We start from the raw sequence: 19,755 nt of genomic DNA, 5'->3' as shown, positions 1-19,755 counted from the left end.
CCGCACACCCCGCCAGTCGCGCTTTCTGCCTGGCTCGTGGGCTCGGAGATGGGTATACGAGACAGCACCGGAGCCGTTGCCGCCGGTATTGCCGTTGCCGCCACCACCACCGCCGCTGAAACCCTCGCCACCGGTGCCGCCAGTGCCGGCGGTGCCGCTGGTCTGGCTCACGCTGCCACCGCCACCGCCGGTGCCGCCCAGTCCTCCGGCGGCCGCCGTACCGTTCTGGCCATTGGGGCTGGTGGGCGTGCCACCCGCGCTGCCGCTGGTGCAGGTGCCCGACCGCGCGCTGCAACCACCCACGCCGCCATCGGCCCAGACGGGAGCGGACGGCAGGCTGGCCATCAGCAGCATGCCGATGGCGGCTGCCAATGCGTGGCGCCTGGGTGGCCACGCTGCGGAAATCCGTTGGCGCGGGTGAGGGTGAAGAACGTCGGGGGCACGCGTTGCATCATGCATGGGCATGGCTCCTGCAGGGATTCCGTGGGCATGCTGCCGAGGCCGATCCGCTGGCCAGTGTTTCGCCGCACTATGTCGGGCACGTGGTCTGCAAAAGGTGTAAGCGAGGACACGCGGGCTTCGCGCGACGCATGCATTCATGAACGCCTCGCGGCATTTCCGCGCGCAGCAAACTCGTTCTACAGTGGCGTTCGATCTCCAGCGGGGAGCACCACAATGCGTCTCTTGCGCTTTGAGCAGGATGGACGGCCTGGCATCGCCATGCAGGTCGACGATGGCTGGCGCGCCTGCAAGGTCGACGAGGCGTGGTTTGCACCCGATATCGGCGCGCTTGCAGCGCTGAGTGGAGAGGGTCGCGCACGCGTTTTCGAAGAGCTGCACACCGGTGCGCCGGTGGACATCGGCGCCGTTAGTTACCTTCCGCCGTGCGGGCAGCCCGGCAAGATCATCTGCCTGGGATTGAACTACCGCGACCACGCGCAGGAGTTCGACTTCAAGCCACCGAGTTATCCCACGCTGTTCGCGCGTTTTGCTTCCAGCCTGATCGGGCACGAACAGCCGTTGATACGCCCGCGTATTTCCACCGATTTCGATTACGAAGGCGAGCTGGCGGTGATCCTGGGACGCGGCGGCCGCCATATTCCCGAGGCGCAGGCGCTGTCGCACGTGTTTGGCTACAGCGTGTTCAACGACGGTTCGATCCGCGACTACCAGCTGCGCACGCCGCAATGGACGATCGGCAAGAATTTCGACGGCACCGGTGCGTTCGGGCCGTTCGTGGTGACCGCGGACGAAGTGCCGCCAGGCGCCACCGGACTGACCCTGGAGACGCGCCTCAACGGCGAGGTGATGCAGCATGCGTCCACCGACGACATGATTTTCGGCGTGGCGCAGACCATTGCCCTGATCAGCGAGGCGATCACGCTGTCGGCGGGTGACGTGATCGTGATGGGCACGCCCTCCGGCGTTGGCTACGCACGCAAGCCGCCGGTCTACATGAAACCGGGTGATGTGTGCGAGGTGGAGATCGGGCGCATCGGCCTGTTGCGCAACGTCGTGCGGGAAGAGAGCTGAGCCTCATCCCGCCTGTGTAGGAGCCCACCCTGTGGGCGACCGCAGAGTTTCGTCGTCTCCGCTGCGTGGGCTTGTCGCGAACGCGACGCACTCCTGCCGCATCAACTGCTGGTCTTCAACCCCGCCAGCGCCGTGAGCAAGGCCTGCCCATTGGGCGTGCCCAGGCCGGTGCAGGCATCCCAGCCCTTGCCTGCCTTGAACTTGCCATTGCTGCCCGAGGTGATGTCATGGAACGCGCTTTCCCCAATGGCGTACAGCGCGGCATGCGGGTCGCCGAGGTTCTGTCCCAGTTGCTGGTTGAAGCGAGCGATCAGTGCAGCCCATAGCGGTGCCACGGCACTGGTGCCGCCGATGACTTCGTCCTGCCCATCCACGCGTACCTGGTAGCCGGTGGTGGGATCGGCGTCGCCCGCCACGTCGGGAACCCCGCGGCCAACGAAGTTGTTGGTGCCCTTGGGCACCTTGGATGACTGCTGCCAGCTGGGCAGGGCGAAGCTGGCGCTGACGCCGCCGCCGGTGGCGCCCTCGTTGCTGGACAGCTCGTTCCACACCGTTTCGCTGCTGATGGTGCCGCCGCTGGCCACCAGGTGCGTGCCGCCACAGGCGAGCGCATAGGGGCTGGAGGCCGGGTAGTCGACGTGCGGCTGGCCGTCGCTGGCACCATCGGTGTAACCGCTGTCACCGGCGGCAACGGTCACGCTGAGGCCCAGCGTCACGGCATCCTGCAGCGCACTCTGCATGGCGGCGAGCGAGGCGGCGCTCCAGCTGTCCTCGGGGCCGCCCCAGCTGATGGAGATCACCGAGGGATGGTTGGTGGCGTCGTGGGCTGCCTGCGAGATCGCCTCGTAGAAACCCTGGTCGGTGTTGGGTGCGAAATACGCCGCGATCGTGGCGCCGGGCGCGAGTGCGCCGATCACTTCCACATCGAGCATCACCTCGCCATCGGCGTCGCTGCCGGTCTGGCTGCTGCCGCCTGCCACCGACACCACGTTGACGGTGGGCACCTTGCTGATGCCCAGCGACTGGATGTACTGGGTGAAATCGGCCTGGGTGAAGCCGCCACCCAGCTCGATCACCGCCACGGTCTGGCCGGTGCCGTCGGTGCCGGCCGGGAAGGCATAGGCCTGGCCGACCTGCAGTGGCGTGTAGGTCACGCTGGGTTTGGCTGACGGCCGCCGGAAATGCGGTCGGGCGACGGGGCGCTGGTCAAGGCCGAGCACGGCGATCACTGTCGACGAAAGGCTGGCCGGCAGCACGAGCGGATGGCGGCAGCCGACCATTTCGGCGCCGCCGTCGGGGAACTGGTAGCGACCCAGCTCTACCCCAAAGGCTTGTTCCAATTGCTGGGGCGTGCCGCGCAGGTGCAGCACGCGCCGATGCAGCTCGCAGCCGGTCTCGGTGAGCCCGTGCGACTGGGCAAAACTGCGCACGGTTTCCGCGTCGGCCGGGGCCGCGCCCCAGCGGGCACCGAAGTCCTCGCGCCGGGTGGTGGCCGGATGGGGCCAGGCCGCCGGAGTAGGATGGTCGCCGCGCCGGCGCAGCACCACCGTTACATCGATCGGGGCCGTACCTTCATGCGGGCCCAGGTAACGGGCCTCCGCGGCCAGTGGCCAGTGCTTGCGACGGGCTTGGGTGGTGCTCATGGACCAGGCTCCTGGGTGGGGGCGGGCTGAGACTGCACCCGCAAACGTATCAGCAGGGTGTTTCACGGTGAGGTCGTTCATGCATGGTGCGGTTTTGCCGTCTCACCGTCCGCGTCAACCTGCCCCGGCCGGCAACGAGGCCGCAAGGCGGTAAAATGACCGGATGTGTTGCACGAGAGCCTGTCCATGAGCTACCCCTCCGTCCGCATGCGCCGCATGCGCCGTGATGCCTTCTCCCGCGCCCTGATGCGCGAACACACCCTGCTGGCCACCGACCTGATCATGGTCGCCTTCGTGATCGAAGGCGAAGGACAGCGCGAGCCGGTGCCGTCGATGCCGGGCGTGGAACGCCTGTCGATCGACCAGCTGCTCAAGCTGGCAGGCGAGTGCGTGCGCCTGGGCATTCCCGCGCTGGCGCTGTTCCCCTCGCCGGGCGCCACGGTGAAGACCGAGGATGCGCGCGAGGCATGGAACCCGCAGGGCCTGATGCAGCGTGCCACGCGTGCGCTCAAGTCGGCCTATCCGGAGCTGGGCCTGATCGGCGACGTCGCGCTGGATCCGTACACCACGCACGGCCAGGACGGCCTGATCGACGAGCACGGCTACGTGATGAACGAGCCGACCATCGAGGCGCTGATCAAGATGTCGCTGGCGCAGGCCGAGGCGGGCATGGATTTCGTGGCGCCCTCGGACATGATGGACGGCCGCATTGGCGCCATCCGCGAGGCGCTCGAAGCCGCCGGCTACATCCACACCCGCATCCTCGCCTACTCGGCGAAGTACGCCTCGGCGTTCTACGGCCCCTTCCGCGACGCGGTGGGTTCGGCGGCGAACCTGGGCAAGGGCGACAAGCACACCTACCAGATGGACGTCGGCAACAGCGACGAAGCCCTGCGTGAGATCGAACTGGACATCCACGAAGGCGCCGACGCGGTGATGGTGAAGCCGGGCATGCCGTACCTGGACGTGCTGCGCCGGGTCAAGGACGCCTTCGGCATGCCGACCTTCGTGTATCAGGTGAGCGGCGAATACGCGATGCTTAAGGCTGCCGCGCAGAACGGCTGGCTGGACGAGAAGGCGGTGGTGCTCGAATCGCTCACCGCGTTCAAGCGCGCCGGTGCCGACGCCATCCTCACCTATTTCGCCATCGACGCCGCGCGCTGGTTGCGCGGCGAGTGATGTCGCGGGCCAGTCGCGCCTTCTTTCGGTGAGAGAGGACGTGACTGACTCCATTCGGCTTTTGGAGTTTCAGCTGCCCGGGCTTGTCGCGCACAGGGTGCGCTCCTACAGGGCTTCGACGAGGTGCGCTTTTCTGTAGGACCCCACCTTGTGGGCGACCGCGGCGCCATGCCGATGCCGCTGCGCAGGGCCGCTCAGGCGTACTGCGCAATGCCGTTGCCGAACGACCAGTTTTCCTTGGCGGTTTCCAGCAGGTTGATGAACACGTCCTGCGGCCGCAGTCCCGGGCTGCCGCTGAGCAGTTCGGCCGTGCGTCGATAGAACGCCTGCTTCTGCTCCACCGTGCGCGTGTTGTTGCAGGCGATCTGGATGATCACCAGATCGTCGCTGCGCGCGATGTCTAGGTAGTTGGGGTCGTAGTCGAATTCGTCCGCCTCATGCTGGTGGACCAGGATGAAACGGTCGTTCTGCGGCACGTTGAAGCTTTCCGTCATGGCCTGGTAGATGGCGTTGCGGATGGCGGCGATGTGGCTCGCGGGTTTGCCGCGGCGCAGGGAGATGCGAACGAGAGGCATGGGAAGCTCCGTGGGGTTCAGGGTTGGGAGACGTGGCCGACCCGGTAGTGCTGGCGGCTGGCGCGGGGTGATGGCGGCGTGTCATCCCACAGGCGCAGGCGCACGTGCGTCCAGGTGGTTGGTTCGAAGGCGTTGACGGCAGCGAGCGCGCCGCGCTCCACCTCGCGCTGCAGCAGCTCGTGTTCGTCGGCGCGCAGTTGGTCGAGCGCGCTGTACGGCGCCACCGGAAGGATTTCCCGCGTGGCATGGCGCGCATGGCGTGCGTCGGGGGCCAGATACGCATCCCACACGGGCCAGCAGCGTATCGATGGCCAGCCGAAGGCCTGCGTCAACGCCGCGAATCCGGCGCTACCGAAAAAGCGCTGCATGGCCGCGCTGTCTTGCCATAGATAGAACGGCGCGTAGAGGTTCTCCGCCGAATCGTCGCCGCGCTGCGCATGCAGGTACGCCTTGAAACGCAGCCCCTCGAAGTGGTCGAGCATGTGCCCCTTGTCGGCAATGCGCTGGCGCACGATGCCCATGTCGTAGTCGGCGGGCAGGGTGAAGCTGTACTGCATGGCGATCATGGGCGAGCCTCCACCAGGGGACCGTCGCGCAAGCGGGACAGCGCGGACACCGCCGCCGGCCAGCCGGCATAGAACGCGAGATGCGTGAACAGCGCGGCGAGCTCAGGCTCGGCCAGGCCATTCGCGCGTGCCCGCTGCAGATGAAACGCCAACTGCTCGGTGCGGCCCAGTGCCACCAGTACGGACAGTGTCGCGATGCTGCGCTCGCGTGCGCCGAGCGTGGGGTCCTCCCACACGCGATCGAACAGGATGCGGTCGGTGAGTTCGGCCAGCAGCGGCGCAATGTCGCCGAAACTGCGCTGGCCGTGATCGGAAGCAATCGCCATGGGGTCGTCCTGCCGGTGTTGACGCGGGGCAGGTTACGGCGGACAGTATAGTTCTGAAAATCGGAAAATAGTGGACTAATAGTCCATTAAAACGGGATGATCAAAATGCGGCGCGTCACCTTCGATCTCGACGTCCTGCGCAGCTTCGTCACCGGCGTGGAACTGGGCAGTTTTGCGCGTGCGGCGGAGCGGCTGGGGCGCTCCACCTCGGCCGTCAGCGCCCAGCTGAAGAAGCTGGAGGAACAGGCCGGCGCGCCGGTGCTGCGCAAGTCCGGTCGGGGCATGGCGCTGACCGAGGCCGGCGAAACCATGCTGGCCTACGCGCGCCGGCTGCTCGAACTCAATGACGAGGCCGCGGCGGCGCTGCACGGCACCGAGCTGGAAGGCTGGGTGCGGCTGGGGCTGCAGGAGGACTTCGGCGAGAGCCTGTTGCCCGAGGTGTTGGGGCGTTTCGCCAGGGCGCATCCGCGTGTGCGGGTGGAGGTACGCATCGCGCGCAACGTGGAACTGCTGGAGCGTGTTTCATCGGGCCGCCTCGATCTGGCGCTGGCCTGGGATGCCGGCGTGGTGACGCCGCACGCCACGCGACTGGGTGAGGTGCCCATGCGCTGGATCGCGGCCAATGGACAGGCCGTGCCGTGGTCACGCGACAGCGGTGAGCCGTTGCCGCTGGTCATGCTCGAAGCGCCATGCCTGATGCGCAGCGCGGCCACGACGGCGCTCGATCGCGCCAACATCCCGTGGCGCGTGGCCTTCACCAGCGCCAGTCTCGCCGGCATCTGGGCCGCCGTGGCGGCGGGCCTGGGCGTGTCGTTGCGCACCCCGCTCGGATTGCCGGCCAATGTTCGCGCGCTGCCTCCGCGCGAGGGCATGCTGCCTGCGCTTGGCAGCCTCGGCTTGTGCCTGCATCGCGCGGAAGCGGAGCCTTCCGCGCCGGTGGAGCGGCTCGCGTCGATACTGCTGCAGCAGTGGCAGGGGCTGGCGCTCGCGGCATAGCTCGTGGCGTGAACACGTATGTCACGTTCACCCGAATGGGGCGGCGCGATCGGGGCGTGAGCGTGGAATAATGGCCAATCCCCGAATGGAGCGTGCGAGTGGATAGCCACCATTTCCTGGAGACGGCACTGGTATTCCTGGTGGCGACGGTCATTGCGGTGCCGCTGACCAAGCGCTTCCGGCTGGGTTCCGTGCTGGGCTACCTGCTCGCCGGCATCGTCATCGGCCCGCAGGAGCTGGGCCTGGTGTCCGATACCTCCGGCGTGGCCACCATTTCCGAATTCGGCGTGGTGCTGATGTTGTTCGTGATCGGCCTGGAGTTGTCGCCGCAACGCCTGTGGGTGATGCGGCGACAGGTGTTCGGCACCGGCCTGCTGCAGGTGCTCGCCACCAGCATGGTGATCGGCATCGCGGGGTATTACCTGTTTGGCCTGAGCGTCAACGGCGCCGCCATCGTGGGTGGCAGCCTTGCGCTGTCCTCCACCGCCTTCGGCCTGCAGATCCTGGCCGAACGCAAGGAGGCCGGCTCGCCGTATGGGCGGCAGGCGTTCGCGATCCTGCTGTTCCAGGACCTTGCCGCGATTCCGCTGATCGCCGCGGTGCCCTTGCTGGCCAGTGCATCGAGCAAGCACGGCTTCGACCTGCTGGCGGTGCTGCGCACCATCGCAGCCATCGTGGTGGTGATGGTCGGCGGTCGCTACCTGCTGCGTCCGGTGTTCCGTTTCGTGGCGAAGGCCGACACGGTGGAAGTCTCCACCGCCACCGCGCTGCTGGTGGTGATGGGCACCGCGTGGCTGATGGAAAAGGTCGGCGTGTCGTCCACGCTCGGTGCCTTCCTTGCCGGCGTGCTGCTGGCCGACTCCGAATACCGGCACGAGCTGGAATCGCACATCGAGCCGTTCAAGGGCCTGCTGCTCGGGCTGTTCTTCATCAGCGTGGGCATGTCCATGGACATCACCTTGCTGGTGAGCCAGCCGTTGAAGGTCGCGTTGCTGGTGGCCTGCCTGATGCTGATCAAGGGTGCCCTGCTGTGGCCGCTGGGACGCATGGTCGGAGGCCTCGACGCACGCGATGCGCTGCGCCTGGCCGTGCTGCTCGCCTGCGGCGGCGAATTCGCCTTCGTGGTGCTCAAGCTCGCGCGCGAGCAGAACGTGATCACCACCCAGCAGCATGGCTTGCAGGTGCTGGCGATCACCTTGTCGATGGCACTGACGCCGCTGCTGGTGGCGCTGGTCGGGCGCGTGTTCGGCAGCAAGCCGAAGAAGACGCGCGAGTTCGACACCATCGTGGCCGATTCGCCGCGCGTGATCATCGCCGGCTATGGACGCATGGGCCAGATCGTGGCGCGCGTGCTGCGCGCGCAGAACATCTCCTTCGTGGCGCTGGACCACTCGGTGGAGCAGATCGACCTGGTGCAGCGCTTCGGTGCCAACAACAACATCTTCTACGGCGACCCGGCGCGCCCGGAGATGCTGCGTGCGGCACAAGCGGACCAGGCCGAGGTGTTTGTGCTGGCGGTGGACGACCCGGAGGCCAGCCTGCGCACGGCGCGCGTGGTGCGCCGCATGTATCCGGACGTGAAGGTCATCGCGCGCGCGCGCAATCGCCAGCACGCGTGGCGGCTGATGGATCTTGGCGTGGAGATGCCAGTGCGCGAGACGCTGTATTCCAGCCTGAAGATGACCCGCCAGACACTCGAGGCACTGGGGCTGCCGGCGGAACTGGCCGCGGATCGCGTCGAGCGTTTCCGTCGCCATGATGCCGAGCTGCTCAAGCGGCAGTACCTGGTCTATGACGACGACGCGCGCATCGTGCAGACCACGCGCGAGGCGCTGGCCGACCTCGACCAGCTGTACCAGGCCGACGCCGAGCCGGAGGCGAAGGCCGAACGCGAACGTCCGACTGGCGTGACGCCGAACGACGAGGATGTGACCCGCTGAAGCGGGCTTTCGTCGCGCGCATATAGCGCGCGATTGTTACAGCTGATCGCGATGGAGCGTCGGGTGCTGGCGCAAGAATGCGCCACGGCAACTTGCGCCAGAAGCGCAACTCATTTCGACGTGATTAATGAATGATGGCGCCCGCTTGCAGGTCGTGCTGCCGGGGGGCGGGCCATCTGCGGGATCGGGTTTGACCCGACGCCATCGTTCATCTGTGCAATGACACCACGCGCGCCACTGCATCCCGTCGTCGTCCGTTTCGGGCGACTGGGCGACACCATCCTGTTGCAGCCTTTGCTGCACAAGCTTCGGCGACGCTATGGCGGCGCCTGCCGGCTGGTCTCGCTCGGCGAGTCGTCCCGCGTGCTGTACGAGGGCTGCGACGACGTCGCCGAAGTCCGTCATTTCGACAGCCAGTATGGCTCGTTATGGTTAAACCCCGCGCGTCTGCGCACGGCGCTGTCGCTGCGCGCGCTGCGCGATGCACCGTTCTACATCTGCGAACCAGACGTGCGCACGCGCACCAAGGTGCGCCCGATGCTTGCGCTGGCCGGCATCGAGCCTGCGCAATGCGTGTTCATCGAGGACACGCCGATGCAGCGCGATGAGCACTGGGTCGACTGGCTGATGCGCTTCGCCGACCAAACGCCGGAGGCCTTCAGCGGCGCGACGGGCGCTGCCGGCCTGCCGGCGGCACCGCGGTTGCGGCCCACCGAGACCGAGGAACACGACGCGCGATTGTGGTTGCAGGCACACGGCATGGCTGGACGGCCACTGGTGCTGCTGCAGCCCTCGAACAAGCGCACCATGCGCTGGAACGGCGTGCGCAAGGTGGAGGACGACGACAAGTCGTGGCCGGTGGCCTGCTGGGCCGGGCTGGCTCGCGCCATCCTGGACAAGCTGCCCGAGGCCAGCGTGTTGCTGTGCGGCTCCGAAGAGGAGGCCGGATACCTGGCGACGATTGGCGCGGCGGCAGCGCACCCTCAGGTGGTGGTGCCGCGGCACGGCTTGCCGCTGGGGCACCTGCGCGGCTTGCTGTACATGGCGCACAGCATGGTCTCGGTGGATACCGGCCCGGCTCACCTGGCCGCCGCGGTGGGTTGCCCGCTGGTGGTGCTGTTCGGCAATCGCTGGCCGTCGACGTGGACACCGCGCAGCGCCAGCGGTAGCGCAGTGAGCGTGCTCGGTGGCTTGCCGGAAGTATCGCGCGTGGACCGGATCGCCTTGGACACGGTGGTGAAGGCGTGGCGGCAGCTGCCGCCACGTCCCGATCATGTCGCGCGCCAACTGGTGGACGACGCGCTTCAGTCGGCCGGCTGGGCCGGCTGCCTCAACATTTGCCGCACGCTGGGGATCGAGGAGCCGCTGCGCGCTGCCAGCTCGTGAGCGATGTCGACGTAGCCGATGGCACGGGCGACGTCCGCGGCGGTGCGGCCGAACGCATCGACGGCCTGCCGATCGGCGCCGCGCGCCAGCAGCACGCGGGCCGGAGCGAGCAGTGCGTGCATGGCACAGGCGTGCAGCGCGGTGACGCCGCGCTGGTCGGCATGCTCCAGCATGGCGCCGGCATCCAGCAGCACCGGCACCAGGGCGCCGATGTGGGTGGGATCGCATTCGCTGCCCGGGCGCAGGTGCGCACCCAGCAACAGCAGCAACGCGGTCTTGCCTTCCTTGTCGGCCATGCCGACGTCGGCCTCGCGCTTGAGCAGTACGTCGAACAGGCGGCGGGCCCGCAGGCTGTCGTTGTGATCGAAGCCGTATTGCGCAGCGGCATGCAGCGCAGCGTGGCCGCGCGTGTCCACCGCGTTCACCTGGGCGCCGCCTTCGAGCAGTTGCTCGGCGACTTCCGGATAGCCCATGGCCGCAGCGATCATCAGGGCCGTGGCTTCGCCGGGCAGGCGCTGGTCCACGTCCACGTTGTGCTGCAGCAGCAGGGTGACTAGCGTTTCACGGCGCGCGCCCACCGCGGCGGCCAACGGCGTCATGCCGTTGTTGGCGGTGGCTGCCGGGTCGGCGCCCTTGTCCAGCAGCAGTGCAGCCACTTCACGGTGGCCGGAGCCGCACGCATGCAGCAGCGCGGTGGCGCCCTGGTGATCGCGGGTGTCCACCGCAAAGCCGAGTTCGAGCAGCCGCTCCACTGCGGCGAGCGCACCGGCGGCGGCGGCGGCGGGGAGATCTTCGGCGCGCAATGGACGCAGCGGTCGCGCCCAGTCACCCCAGTTCAACCAGCGCTCCACGGCGCCGTGTTCGAGCGACAGGCCCAGCGGGGTTTCACCATTGGCGTCGATGGCCTCCGGATCGGCACCATGCGCCACCAGCACGCGCACCAGCGGCAGCGCCTGTTCGCCATGCTCCAGCGCGGCGAACAGCGGCGTGCGGCCGCTGCTGTCGCGGGTATTGGGATCGCAGCCGCGCGCCAGCAGGGCCTGCAGCAGCGGCAGGTGGCCAAAGGTGGCGGCCAGGTGCACCGGCGTGCGTTCGCGCGCGTCGGGGCCGAACGGGTCGGACCCGCGTTCCAGCATCACCAGCGGCAATGACGCACCTTGCACGCTGTCTTCCAGGCGCAGCAGTGCCTGGGTCAGCAGGCCGGCGCCGGCCGGCGTGGCGCCGGCCCGCAGCAGGTCGTCCACTGCTTCGGTGGCCGCGGGCAGCTGTTGCAACAGCGCGTCGAACAGGCGCCGGCCCAGCGGCGGCAGCGCCGGTTCGTGGCCCTCGGCCACTTCGGCATCATCGACCAGCTGTGGTTGCAGGCGGGCTTCCGGGTCGAGCGCATGATCGAGCAGCCACCGCCGTGCGGCGCCGAGCCCGGGCGCGGCGAGGTCCAGGTAGAGCTGGGCCAGCTGCGATTGCGGCCACTCACGCACGCGGCTGGCGAAAGTGGACACCACCGCCCAGTGCCCAAAGCGCAGCGCGTCGAGCAGGTGCGCGGGCGTGTCGGCCCCTTCGGGCAGGGCATCCACGCTGAGGCTGGCCGGCAAGGGGGTTTCGGGATCGAGCAGGGTGACCAGATCCCAGCGGCCGGCGGCAGCGGCGTGATCCAGGGCGCTGCGGCCGTCGCTGCCTATCGTCTTGGGTTCGGCACCGAGGGCGAGCAGGGCGCGCACCGTCTCGGCGTGCGCGTGCGGTGACTGGCAGGCCAGGGTCAGCGCGTCGCGACCATGGCTGTTGCGCACGCGCGCGTCCGGCTGGGCTTCGGCCAGCAGCTTGACGATACCGACGGAGCCGGCGCGCGCCGCTTCCATCAGTGCCGTGTTGCCGTGGCGGTCGGCCAGGTTCACGTCGGCGCCGGCCGCGCGCAGGGCGCGGGCGATCTGTTCATGGCCTTCGGCGGCAGCCGCCATCAGCGCGCTGCGATGGCGTGCGTCCACCGCGTTGACCGCGGCGCGGTGCTTGAGCAGCAGCTTCACGCCTTCGACGTCGTCGTCGGCCACGCCCGCCGCAGCCACCAGCGCCGGCTCGCCATCGGCCGGGGTGGGCTTGGCGCCGCGCTCGAGCAGGAACTTGGCCAGCGGCCAGTTGGCTGCGCGGCAGGCCACGGCCAGCGGGCTCAGGCCGGTCTTGTTGAGTGCGTTGATGGCGGCGCCGGCGTCGAGCAGCATCGCGGCCACGATCGGCTCGCCACTCAGCACCGCGCCGTGCAGCGGCGTGTTGCCTTCTGCATCGGTCGCCAGCGGGCTGGCGCCGTTGGAGAGCAGGGTCATCACCGCCTCGGCCCGGCCGTGCCAGCTGTCGCGGGTGGCCGCCAGCAGCGGGGTAAGCCCACCGCTGCTGCGATTGAGGTCGGCGCCCTTGGCGATCAGCGCGCGCAGCAATCGGGTATCCGGTGGCAGTGCGGCGAGGGTCAGCACCGGCCGCTGGTCACGATCGCCGGGTGCGGCGCCGGTGTTGGGGTCGGCACCGGCCTCGACCAGCGCCAGCGCGCGCTCGATGTCACCATCGCGCGTGGCCGCCAGCAGGGCCTGGGCCGGTTCGGGCGTACCGGCGGTGCGCTCTTCCTCGCTGAGCTGCGGGGCCGGGCGCGGCGCGGGTGCGGGTGCCGGGGCGGGCGCGGCATCCACCACGCCGGCGGCGGGCTGGCGCAGCGGGCGGCGGCCCTCGCTCAGCAGGGCGCGCAGGGTGCGATTGGCGATCACCAGGCAGCCCAGCGGCATCAGCACCACGCCGTACAGCGCGAGTGCGGCCGTACGCAGCTCGGACGGCAGCACGCCGTACAGGCCGGTGAGCGCGATGGCCATGAAGGCAAGCGCCAGCAGCGCGAACGCGGCCGGGAGGAAATGGCTGAAGAAGCGTTCCTCGCGCGACAGGTGGCGGCCGAAGGCGATGCTGCGCGCGGTGGCGGTGAAGATCCACGAGCCGTCACTTTGCGCCGGATAGGCGTCATCCCATACGTAGACCAGGCCAAACGCCGGCCACATGCGCCATAACGCGGCCAGCGCGACGACCAGCGCGCCTGCCAGCATCAGCGCGGCGCCGAGGCTGGGGGCCTGGTTCAAGCGCAGCATCGGCCACGCCACCAGGGCGAACACCAGCACCACGTAGCCGGTGAACATCACCAGGTAGGCCGCGCCCCGGCGCAGCACGGTACGGCCGAAACGGGGCTCCGGGTCGAAGCCGATCGCGTGGCATACCGCCGCCATGGTCAGCGCGTTGGCGACCAGCAACGGGATCAGGGCGAGAGGGTGGGCGCCTAACGCGGCGATCGCGGTGGCGATGAGCCCTGGCACGAACCAGGCGAGGGCTTGCAGGAACGGGGGCGGACGTCGCGTTTTTGAATAGGCCATGGGCGCGGAGTATAGGAATCGTTACGAGGCCAGACGGTAATCAGGCGTTAACGGCAGCGAACATCGCGCTCTTTATGTCTCGCTGCCGCGATCCTGCGGAGTGGTCTTGAAGGAGGGATGGTCGGCGGCGGACAACGCATGCTTGGGCGGCAGTTGCAGGTGCCAGCCTCGCGTGCGCAGGTGTTCGAGCACCACCTGGGCATCCTCCTGCGGCAGCTTGCGCTGGCCGGTGAGTTCCACCTCCAGCACGAAGCGCAGCTCGCCCAGCATCAGGGCCAGCGATTCGGGGATGCAGCCGACGTCGTCGCGCCGGGCCAGCCACAGGTAGGCATCGGGTTTGCGCAGGCTGGCGTAGACATAACAGTGCATGGCGACACCCGTCGTGGTGATTCAGGAGGATGGGCGCACTGGCAGTGGCGCGGCGAAGCGCAAGATTATCAGCCCGGGCCCTGCACGTCGCGTTTACACGCCGAGCAACTCGGATCTTCGGTCAATCGACGACGATCGGTTGCGATCGGTGCCCATCAACGTAAAAAGTTTGCTGCAACCGCACTTGCAAGCCCTGCGACGAGTCGGCACAGTGCCGGCCAGGGGTGTCAAACGCGCGTATGAAAACGGGACGACCGTCAGGCCCCTTGCTACGACCCGAGTCAGACCAACGATAAGCAGGAGCATTGCTGATGCAGATGTCATTCCGTCCATTTTCACGTGCGGGCCGTCCGCTCACGCTTGCGGCGTTGAGCCTGGCCATCCTGGGTTCGCTTGCTGCGCCGCAGCGTGCGAACGCCAGTGCGTTCCAGCTCCATGAAGACAGCGCTGCGGCCATGGGCCGTGCGTACGCAGGTTCGACCACCGCCGGTGGCGACGTGTCGGTGGTGGCCAACAACCCCGCCGCCATGAGCGACCTGCAGGGCACTTATTTCCAGGCGGACGTCACCGCGATCAACTTCGGTACCACCTTCAGTGGTTCCGCGCACGACGCGCTGGGTCGTCCGATCAGCGGCAACGGCGGCGGCGACGCCGGCACCACCATGCCGGTCCCGGCGTTCTTCTTCGCCACCCAGCTGGGTGACAAGTGGCACGTGGGCGCGGCCTTCACCGTGCCGTTCGGTTTCCAGACCGAGTACAACCAGAACTGGATCGGTCGCTACAACGCGATCAAGTCCAAGTTCGAATCGCTCGATGGCTACCTGTCGGTGTCCTATGACGTCGCCGACAACTTCTCGATCGGCGTCAGCGGCATCGCGCAGAAGACCTCGGCCGAACTGACCCAGGCGGTCAATTACAACGCCGTGGGCCTGGGCCTGGTGAACCAGGCCGTGGCTGCCGGTGCGGTTTCGCCGGCCGCTGGCCAGGCGCTGGCGACCCAGGTCAACACCGTGGTGCCGCCGGGTTCGGATGGCGTTGCCCGCGTGAAGGGCGACGACTGGGCCTACGGCTACCAGATCGGCATGCTTTGGAAGATCACCTCGCAGGACAAGTTCGCGCTGGATTACCGCTCGAAGATCTCGCACCGCCTTGAGGGCACCGCGAACTTCACCGTCCCGGCGAACGTGCAGGCCCTGCTGGCCAACCCGACCGTGGCGGCGCTGCTGGCCGGTGCCGGCGGCACTCCGTTCACCCACACCGATGGCACGGCGCCGTTCACCACGCCGGAAACGATCACGGCCAGCTACTGGCACCAGGAAGAGAAGTGGGGCCTGGGCGCCGACGTGGCCTGGACCAAGTGGGACGTGTTCAAGGACCTGACGGTCTATTACGCCAACCCGGCCCAGCCGACCAGCACCGAAGTGTTCAACTGGAAGAACAGCTGGTACGTGGCGCTCGGCGGCGAGTACTACGCCACCGACAAGGTGACCCTGCGTGCAGGCCTGGCGCTCGACACCACGCCGACCACCACCGAGACCCGCGATCCGCGCGTGCCGGATGGCAACCGCCAGATCGTCTCGTTCGGTATCGGCTACAAGGCCAGCGAGCACTTCCAGCTGAATGCCTCGTACGAGCACATCTTCGTGAACAAGGCGCGCATGAACGCCACCAGCTCCACGGGTGACGTCCTCACCGGTACCTCGGACGACTACGGCAACCTGCTGAGCCTGTCGGCCCAGTACAAGTTCTGATCGCTCCGGCGATGCGGTAAAGAAAGCCACCCCATTCGTGGGGTGGCTTTTTCTTTGCCGGTGTCCTGGCGTTCCGCACGCGGGCACTGCGTGGCTCGCCCTGTGGGTGATCGCGGCGCTTCGTCGTTTGCGCTACGTGGGTTTGTCGGGCACAGGCTGCGTCTTGCCCTCAGCCCAGCCGCATCAGCAGCTTCAGCATGCGCCTGAAGCGCTCGCCATAAGGCGGATTGAGCAGGCCGGTGCCGTTCAGGCGCGACTGGCGGAATACCGGCTTGAGATGCGAGAACGTGCGGAAGCCATCTTCGCCGTGATAGCCGCCCATGCCCGAGGGTCCCACGCCACCGAACGGCAGGTTGTGCTGGGCGATGTGGTACAGCGTGTCGTTGATGGTGACGCCACCGGCATGCGTGCGCGACAGCACGCGGTCGATCCGGGCGCCATCCTGTTCGAACAGATAGAGCGCGAGCGGCTGCGGATGGGCTGCCACGTAAGCGATCGCCTCGTCCAGCGAGTCATACGGTTGCACGGGCAGCAGCGGGCCGAAGATCTCATCCTGCATCACGGCCATGGTGTCGTTGACGCCAGTCAGCATCACCGGTGCCAGCAGGCGCTTGCCGGGCTGGTCCTGGGCATCACTGAGCGGCGCGATGCTGGCACCGGCCGCGACCGCCTCGTCGCGCAGTCGCACCAGGCGCTCGTACTGCCGGTCGGAGACGATCGAGGTGTACTGCTGCTGGGTGGCGAGGTTCGGGTAGAGCCTCGTCGCCACGGCGCGGGCCGCGGCGATGAATTCGTCCATGCGCGGGCGCGGCACCAGCACATAGTCGGGCGCGATGCAGGTCTGGCCCGCATTGACCAGCTTGCCGAACACGATGCGTTCGGCGGCATGCTCGAGTCGCGCACCGGGCCCGACGATGGCCGGCGACTTGCCGCCCAGCTCCAGCGTCACCGGGGTGAGGTTGGATGCCGCCGCGCGCATGACGTGGTGTCCCACCGCAGTGGAGCCGGTGAACAGCAGGTAGTCGAACGGCAGCGCCGAAAACGCCTGGGCGACCTCGGCATCGCCGGTGACCACCACTACCTCGTCCGGTTTGAAGTAGCGCGCCACCTGTTCGGCGAACAGCGCCGAGAAGCGCGGCGTGTACTCGCTCATCTTGAGCATGGCGCGGTTACCCGCGGCCAGGGCGTCGATCAGCGGCCCCACCGCGAGGAAGATCGGGTAGTTCCACGGCACGATGATGCCCACCACGCCGCGTGGCTGCGGCATCAGCAGGGTGCGCGCCGGTGCGAACACCAGGTTGGCCAGGCCACGCTGCGGCTTCATCCAGCGTTTGCCGCGCTTGAGCGAATGGCGCAGGTTGGAGATGCTGGGAAACAGCTCCAGCAACTGGGTTTCCTCCGCCGGCCGATGACCGAAGTCGGCGTTGATCGCCTCGGCGAAGGCCCCTCCCTGTTCCCTTAGCATCCGCTCCAGCGCGCGAAGGCGCTGGGCCCGCGTGGCCCAGTCGGGCATCGGGTCGCGTGCCTGGGCTTCGCGCAGGCGCAGCAGGGTGGTGTGCAGGGAGGGGCCGGGCTCTTTCATGGTCAGAACTTCGCGTGGAGTTCCACGCCCCACGTGCGTGGCGGCGTGACGGTTGCGAACGGCGTGCCGAACACACTGGTGCTGATGTTGTTCACGCCGATCACGTAGCGCTTGTTGAACAGGTTGTTGCCGTACAGCGCAACGCCCCAACGGTCACCGGCCGCCTGCCAGCCCAGGCGCGCGTCCGTACGCTGCTCGCTGGTGCCGATCTGGAAGTTGGGGCTGATGGTGCATTCGCCCTGTTCCTGCGAATCGGCGTTGCAGCGCGTCCTGCCGCGATAGGCCTGCGACAGGTTGAACTCCAGGTTGCCGTTGGCGATGTCATGCCAAGTGTAGGACACCGAGGCGGCGCCGGAGAAGAACGGCGCACCCGTCGGCTGGCCGGTGAGGTCGGTTCCGTCGGGCGCCGTGGCATTGCGGTAGGTGGAGTCGATGTAGGCTCCGACCAGGCCCAGGCGCAGGTCCTTCACGGGCTGCCACTGCGCCTCGAAGTCCACGCCCTTGGCCTCCTGGTTGCTGCTGTTGACCACGTAGATCGGCAGGCCGGTGGCGGGGCTGTTCGGATCCAGCGCCAGCGACTGCATGTTGTTGTAGCGGTAGTAGTAGACCGAGGCGTTCAGCAGCAGGTTCGCCTCGGGGAACAGGCTCTTGATGCCGGCTTCGTAGTTGGTGACCTTTTCCGGCTGGAAGGTGGAGCCGACCTGCACGCTGTTGTAGCCACCCGCCTTGTAGCCCTTGGTGATGGAGACGTAGCCCATCACGTCCGGCGTGAACTTGTAGCTGGCCACCACGCGGGGGCTCCAGTTGTTCCAGGTGTTGCTGGCATAGACCGGAACGCCGACGGCACTGGTGAAGATCACGTTGTTGCTGAAGGCGGCGAGTGCGGCCTGCGCGTCGGGCGGCAGCATTTGGATGATGCCCAGGCCGGTGAGGCCGGCGATCGTGGCGTCGAATGCCGGCGCGCTGCGCGGCATGTTGTACCAGCTGAACTCCTTCTCGTCCCGGGTGTAGCGCAGGCCGGTGGTGACGTCGAACTGGTCGTTGATGTGCCAGATCACGTCGCCGAAGGCGGCGTACGACTTGAAGTTGCCATCGTTGCTGATCGCCTCGTGCCAGGGATCGCCCAGCAGGGTGAACGGCAGGCCGAGCGAGGCCAGTGCGTTGCTGATGTCGGCCAGCGGCGTGCCGACGCCCAGCACGTTCTGCGCCAGCGTATCGAGGCTGTTGGTGTTGATGTTGGTCTGGCTGGTCTGGCGTGCCTGCTCCTGGTAGTAGCTCACGCCGGACACCCAATCCATCAGGTTGTTGTTGCCCGACAGCTTGAACTCCTGGTACCAGCTGTTGTTGTGCTCGATGTTGGTGGTGTCCAGGTAGGTAACCACGTGGTCGGTGCCATCGTAGTCGCCGCGGTTGAACGTATCGAAGCCGCGCCAGGCGGTGGTGGCCTCCAGTTCGCCCCATGGGAAGGAGTGGTCGACCTTGAGCGTCACGCCGTTGAACGTGCGGGTCTCGGCGGCGCCGATCGCATCGTTGTAGAGCGGGGCGTGCAGGGGATTGAGATAAGTGGAAGGATCCGGCGGAAAGGGGGCGCGCTGGTTGGTATCGCTGCTGAGCGGGATCAGGCCGATGGCCGGCGAAGGCGGCTGGTTCAGGCGTTCATGATCCCAGGAGAGCAATACGCGGGTGTTGTCGGTGACGTTCCACCGGTACACCATGCGCGAGCCCCAGTCGTCGTTCTTGCCGTAATGCTGGCCATTGGCGGCGTCCTTGATCCAGCCGTCGCTCTGGTTGTCGAGCACGCTGATGCGCAGCGCCATGTCCTTGTTGATCGGGATGTTGACCAGCGCATCGGCATAGCGCTCGCCCTCGTTGCCGAAGCGGATGCGCGCATCGCCCTCGAACTTGTCAGGGGGCTCGTTGGTGACGATGGAGATGGCGCCGGCGGCGGCGTTGCGGCCGAACAGCGTGCCCTGCGGGCCCTTGAGCACCTCGATGCGGGAGATGTCGTTGAAGGCCAGCAGCGAGCCGCCGGAGCGCGCTGCGTACACGCCGTCCACGTAAACGCCCACCGCCGACTCGGTGCCGATGCCGAAGTTGCTGGTGCTGATGCCGCGCATTTCATAGGTCGGCTGGGTCGGCTGGCTGGCGTCGATCACCAGTCCCGGGATGAAGATGTCCATCTTGCTGAGGTCGGTCGCTTCCAGCGTATCGACCTGCTTGGCGGTGACGATCTGCACCGGGATCGGCACCGACTGCACCTCCTGCGTGCGGCTTTGCGCGGTGACGGTGATGTTGCCGAGCAGTTTGGCCTTCTCGGGGTCCGCCTGCGTGGCGGGGTTGCCTGCGTTGCCGTTGTCCTGCGGTGCGGGCGTGGCCTGGTCGGCAAGCGCCGCCAGCGGCACGGCGCCGAGCAGCATCACGGAACCGCCGAGCAACAGGCGGCGCAGGCAAACGGAAAGCGGACGTGGACGGATGCTCATCACCTGGTTCTCCCCTAGATAAGAAAAGGCCGCG

At 67.7% G+C, this 19,755-nt stretch carries 14 protein-coding genes and 1 pseudogene; 6 read left to right on the top strand and 9 right to left on the bottom strand.

Going from position 1 to position 19,755, the window contains the following annotated elements; translation table 11 throughout:
• A pseudogene (locus tag DVU99_RS19980) lies at positions 1-372 on the bottom strand (hypothetical protein); the annotation flags it as partial.
• A gap of 303 nt (positions 373-675) precedes the next feature.
• Here DVU99_RS19980 and DVU99_RS18135 point away from each other — a divergent pair.
• Positions 676-1,533, top strand: a complete 858-nt coding sequence (locus DVU99_RS18135; protein WP_114241638.1) for a fumarylacetoacetate hydrolase family protein — start codon at positions 676-678, stop codon at positions 1,531-1,533.
• Between the two features lie 101 nt (positions 1,534-1,634).
• Here DVU99_RS18135 and DVU99_RS18130 read toward each other — a convergent pair whose 3' ends face one another.
• Positions 1,635-3,176: a protease pro-enzyme activation domain-containing protein gene (locus DVU99_RS18130; protein WP_114241637.1), complete on the bottom strand. Its 1,542-nt coding sequence runs from the start codon at positions 3,174-3,176 to the stop codon at positions 1,635-1,637.
• Between the two features lie 186 nt (positions 3,177-3,362).
• Here DVU99_RS18130 and hemB point away from each other — a divergent pair, with 186 nt between their 5' ends.
• Positions 3,363-4,355: a porphobilinogen synthase gene (hemB, locus tag DVU99_RS18125; RefSeq protein ID WP_114241643.1), complete on the top strand. Its 993-nt coding sequence runs from the start codon at positions 3,363-3,365 to the stop codon at positions 4,353-4,355.
• Between the two features lie 194 nt (positions 4,356-4,549).
• Here the strand turns inward: hemB and DVU99_RS18120 are convergent, their stop codons facing one another.
• The 3 genes from DVU99_RS18120 to DVU99_RS18110 are packed head-to-tail and all read right to left on the bottom strand — an operon-like array spanning position 4,550 to position 5,822.
• Entirely contained in the window at positions 4,550-4,930 is a 381-nt protein-coding gene (locus DVU99_RS18120; protein ID WP_114241636.1) for a tautomerase family protein, read from the bottom strand.
• Positions 4,931-4,947: 17 nt separating this feature from the next.
• Entirely contained in the window at positions 4,948-5,496 is a 549-nt protein-coding gene (locus tag DVU99_RS18115) for a DUF4865 family protein (protein WP_114241635.1), read from the bottom strand.
• Positions 5,493-5,822, bottom strand: coding sequence for a carboxymuconolactone decarboxylase family protein (locus DVU99_RS18110; RefSeq protein ID WP_114241634.1), 330 nt, complete (start codon positions 5,820-5,822; stop codon positions 5,493-5,495). Before DVU99_RS18110 ends, DVU99_RS18115 begins: the two co-directional genes overlap by 4 nt.
• A 105-nt stretch (positions 5,823-5,927) precedes the next feature.
• On the opposite strand from DVU99_RS18110, the gene DVU99_RS18105 reads away from it, so the two are divergent.
• The 3 genes from DVU99_RS18105 to DVU99_RS18095 all read left to right on the top strand — a co-directional run bounded on the left by DVU99_RS18105 (position 5,928) and on the right by DVU99_RS18095 (position 10,144).
• Positions 5,928-6,818, top strand: coding sequence for a LysR substrate-binding domain-containing protein (locus tag DVU99_RS18105; protein WP_114241633.1), 891 nt, complete (start codon positions 5,928-5,930; stop codon positions 6,816-6,818).
• Between the two features lie 98 nt (positions 6,819-6,916).
• Entirely contained in the window at positions 6,917-8,758 is a 1,842-nt protein-coding gene (locus DVU99_RS18100; protein WP_114241632.1) for a monovalent cation:proton antiporter-2 (CPA2) family protein, read from the top strand.
• A 219-nt stretch (positions 8,759-8,977) separates the two neighbouring features.
• Positions 8,978-10,144 carry a glycosyltransferase family 9 protein gene (locus tag DVU99_RS18095; protein WP_114241631.1) on the top strand — a complete coding sequence of 389 codons (1,167 nt, stop codon included), beginning with the start codon at positions 8,978-8,980 and terminating at the stop codon, positions 10,142-10,144.
• On the opposite strand, the gene DVU99_RS18090 is transcribed toward DVU99_RS18095, so the two are convergent.
• Together DVU99_RS18090 and DVU99_RS18085 are read right to left on the bottom strand one after the other, a co-directional pair.
• Positions 10,063-13,539, bottom strand: coding sequence for an ankyrin repeat domain-containing protein (locus tag DVU99_RS18090; RefSeq protein WP_114241630.1), 3,477 nt, complete (start codon positions 13,537-13,539; stop codon positions 10,063-10,065). The two genes, DVU99_RS18095 and DVU99_RS18090, sit on opposite strands and share 82 nt — an antisense overlap.
• A 72-nt stretch (positions 13,540-13,611) precedes the next feature.
• On the bottom strand, positions 13,612-13,908 hold the full coding sequence (locus DVU99_RS18085; RefSeq protein ID WP_114241629.1) for a YcgL domain-containing protein: 297 nt from the start codon (positions 13,906-13,908) through the stop codon (positions 13,612-13,614).
• 311 nt (positions 13,909-14,219) lie between these two features.
• Here DVU99_RS18085 and DVU99_RS18080 point away from each other — a divergent pair, with 311 nt between their 5' ends.
• A complete protein-coding gene (locus tag DVU99_RS18080; protein WP_114241628.1) occupies positions 14,220-15,659 on the top strand; it encodes an OmpP1/FadL family transporter in 1,440 nt (479 codons plus the stop codon).
• Positions 15,660-15,828: 169 nt separating this feature from the next.
• Here DVU99_RS18080 and DVU99_RS18075 read toward each other — a convergent pair whose 3' ends face one another.
• On the bottom strand, positions 15,829-17,241 hold the full coding sequence (locus DVU99_RS18075; RefSeq protein WP_114241627.1) for a coniferyl aldehyde dehydrogenase: 1,413 nt from the start codon (positions 17,239-17,241) through the stop codon (positions 15,829-15,831).
• A 2-nt stretch (positions 17,242-17,243) separates the two neighbouring features.
• The gene (locus tag DVU99_RS18070) at positions 17,244-19,721 is read right to left on the bottom strand and encodes a TonB-dependent receptor (RefSeq protein WP_114241626.1); all 2,478 of its coding nucleotides are present in this window, start codon (positions 19,719-19,721) and stop codon (positions 17,244-17,246) included.
• Positions 19,722-19,755: the final 34 nt, after the last annotated feature.

Source organism: Dyella sp. C9, from assembly GCF_003332825.1.
GTDB lineage: Bacteria > Pseudomonadota > Gammaproteobacteria > Xanthomonadales > Rhodanobacteraceae > Dyella.
The sequence above is the reverse complement of the archived record's forward strand: the minus strand, read 5'-3'. Positions and strand labels throughout refer to the sequence as shown.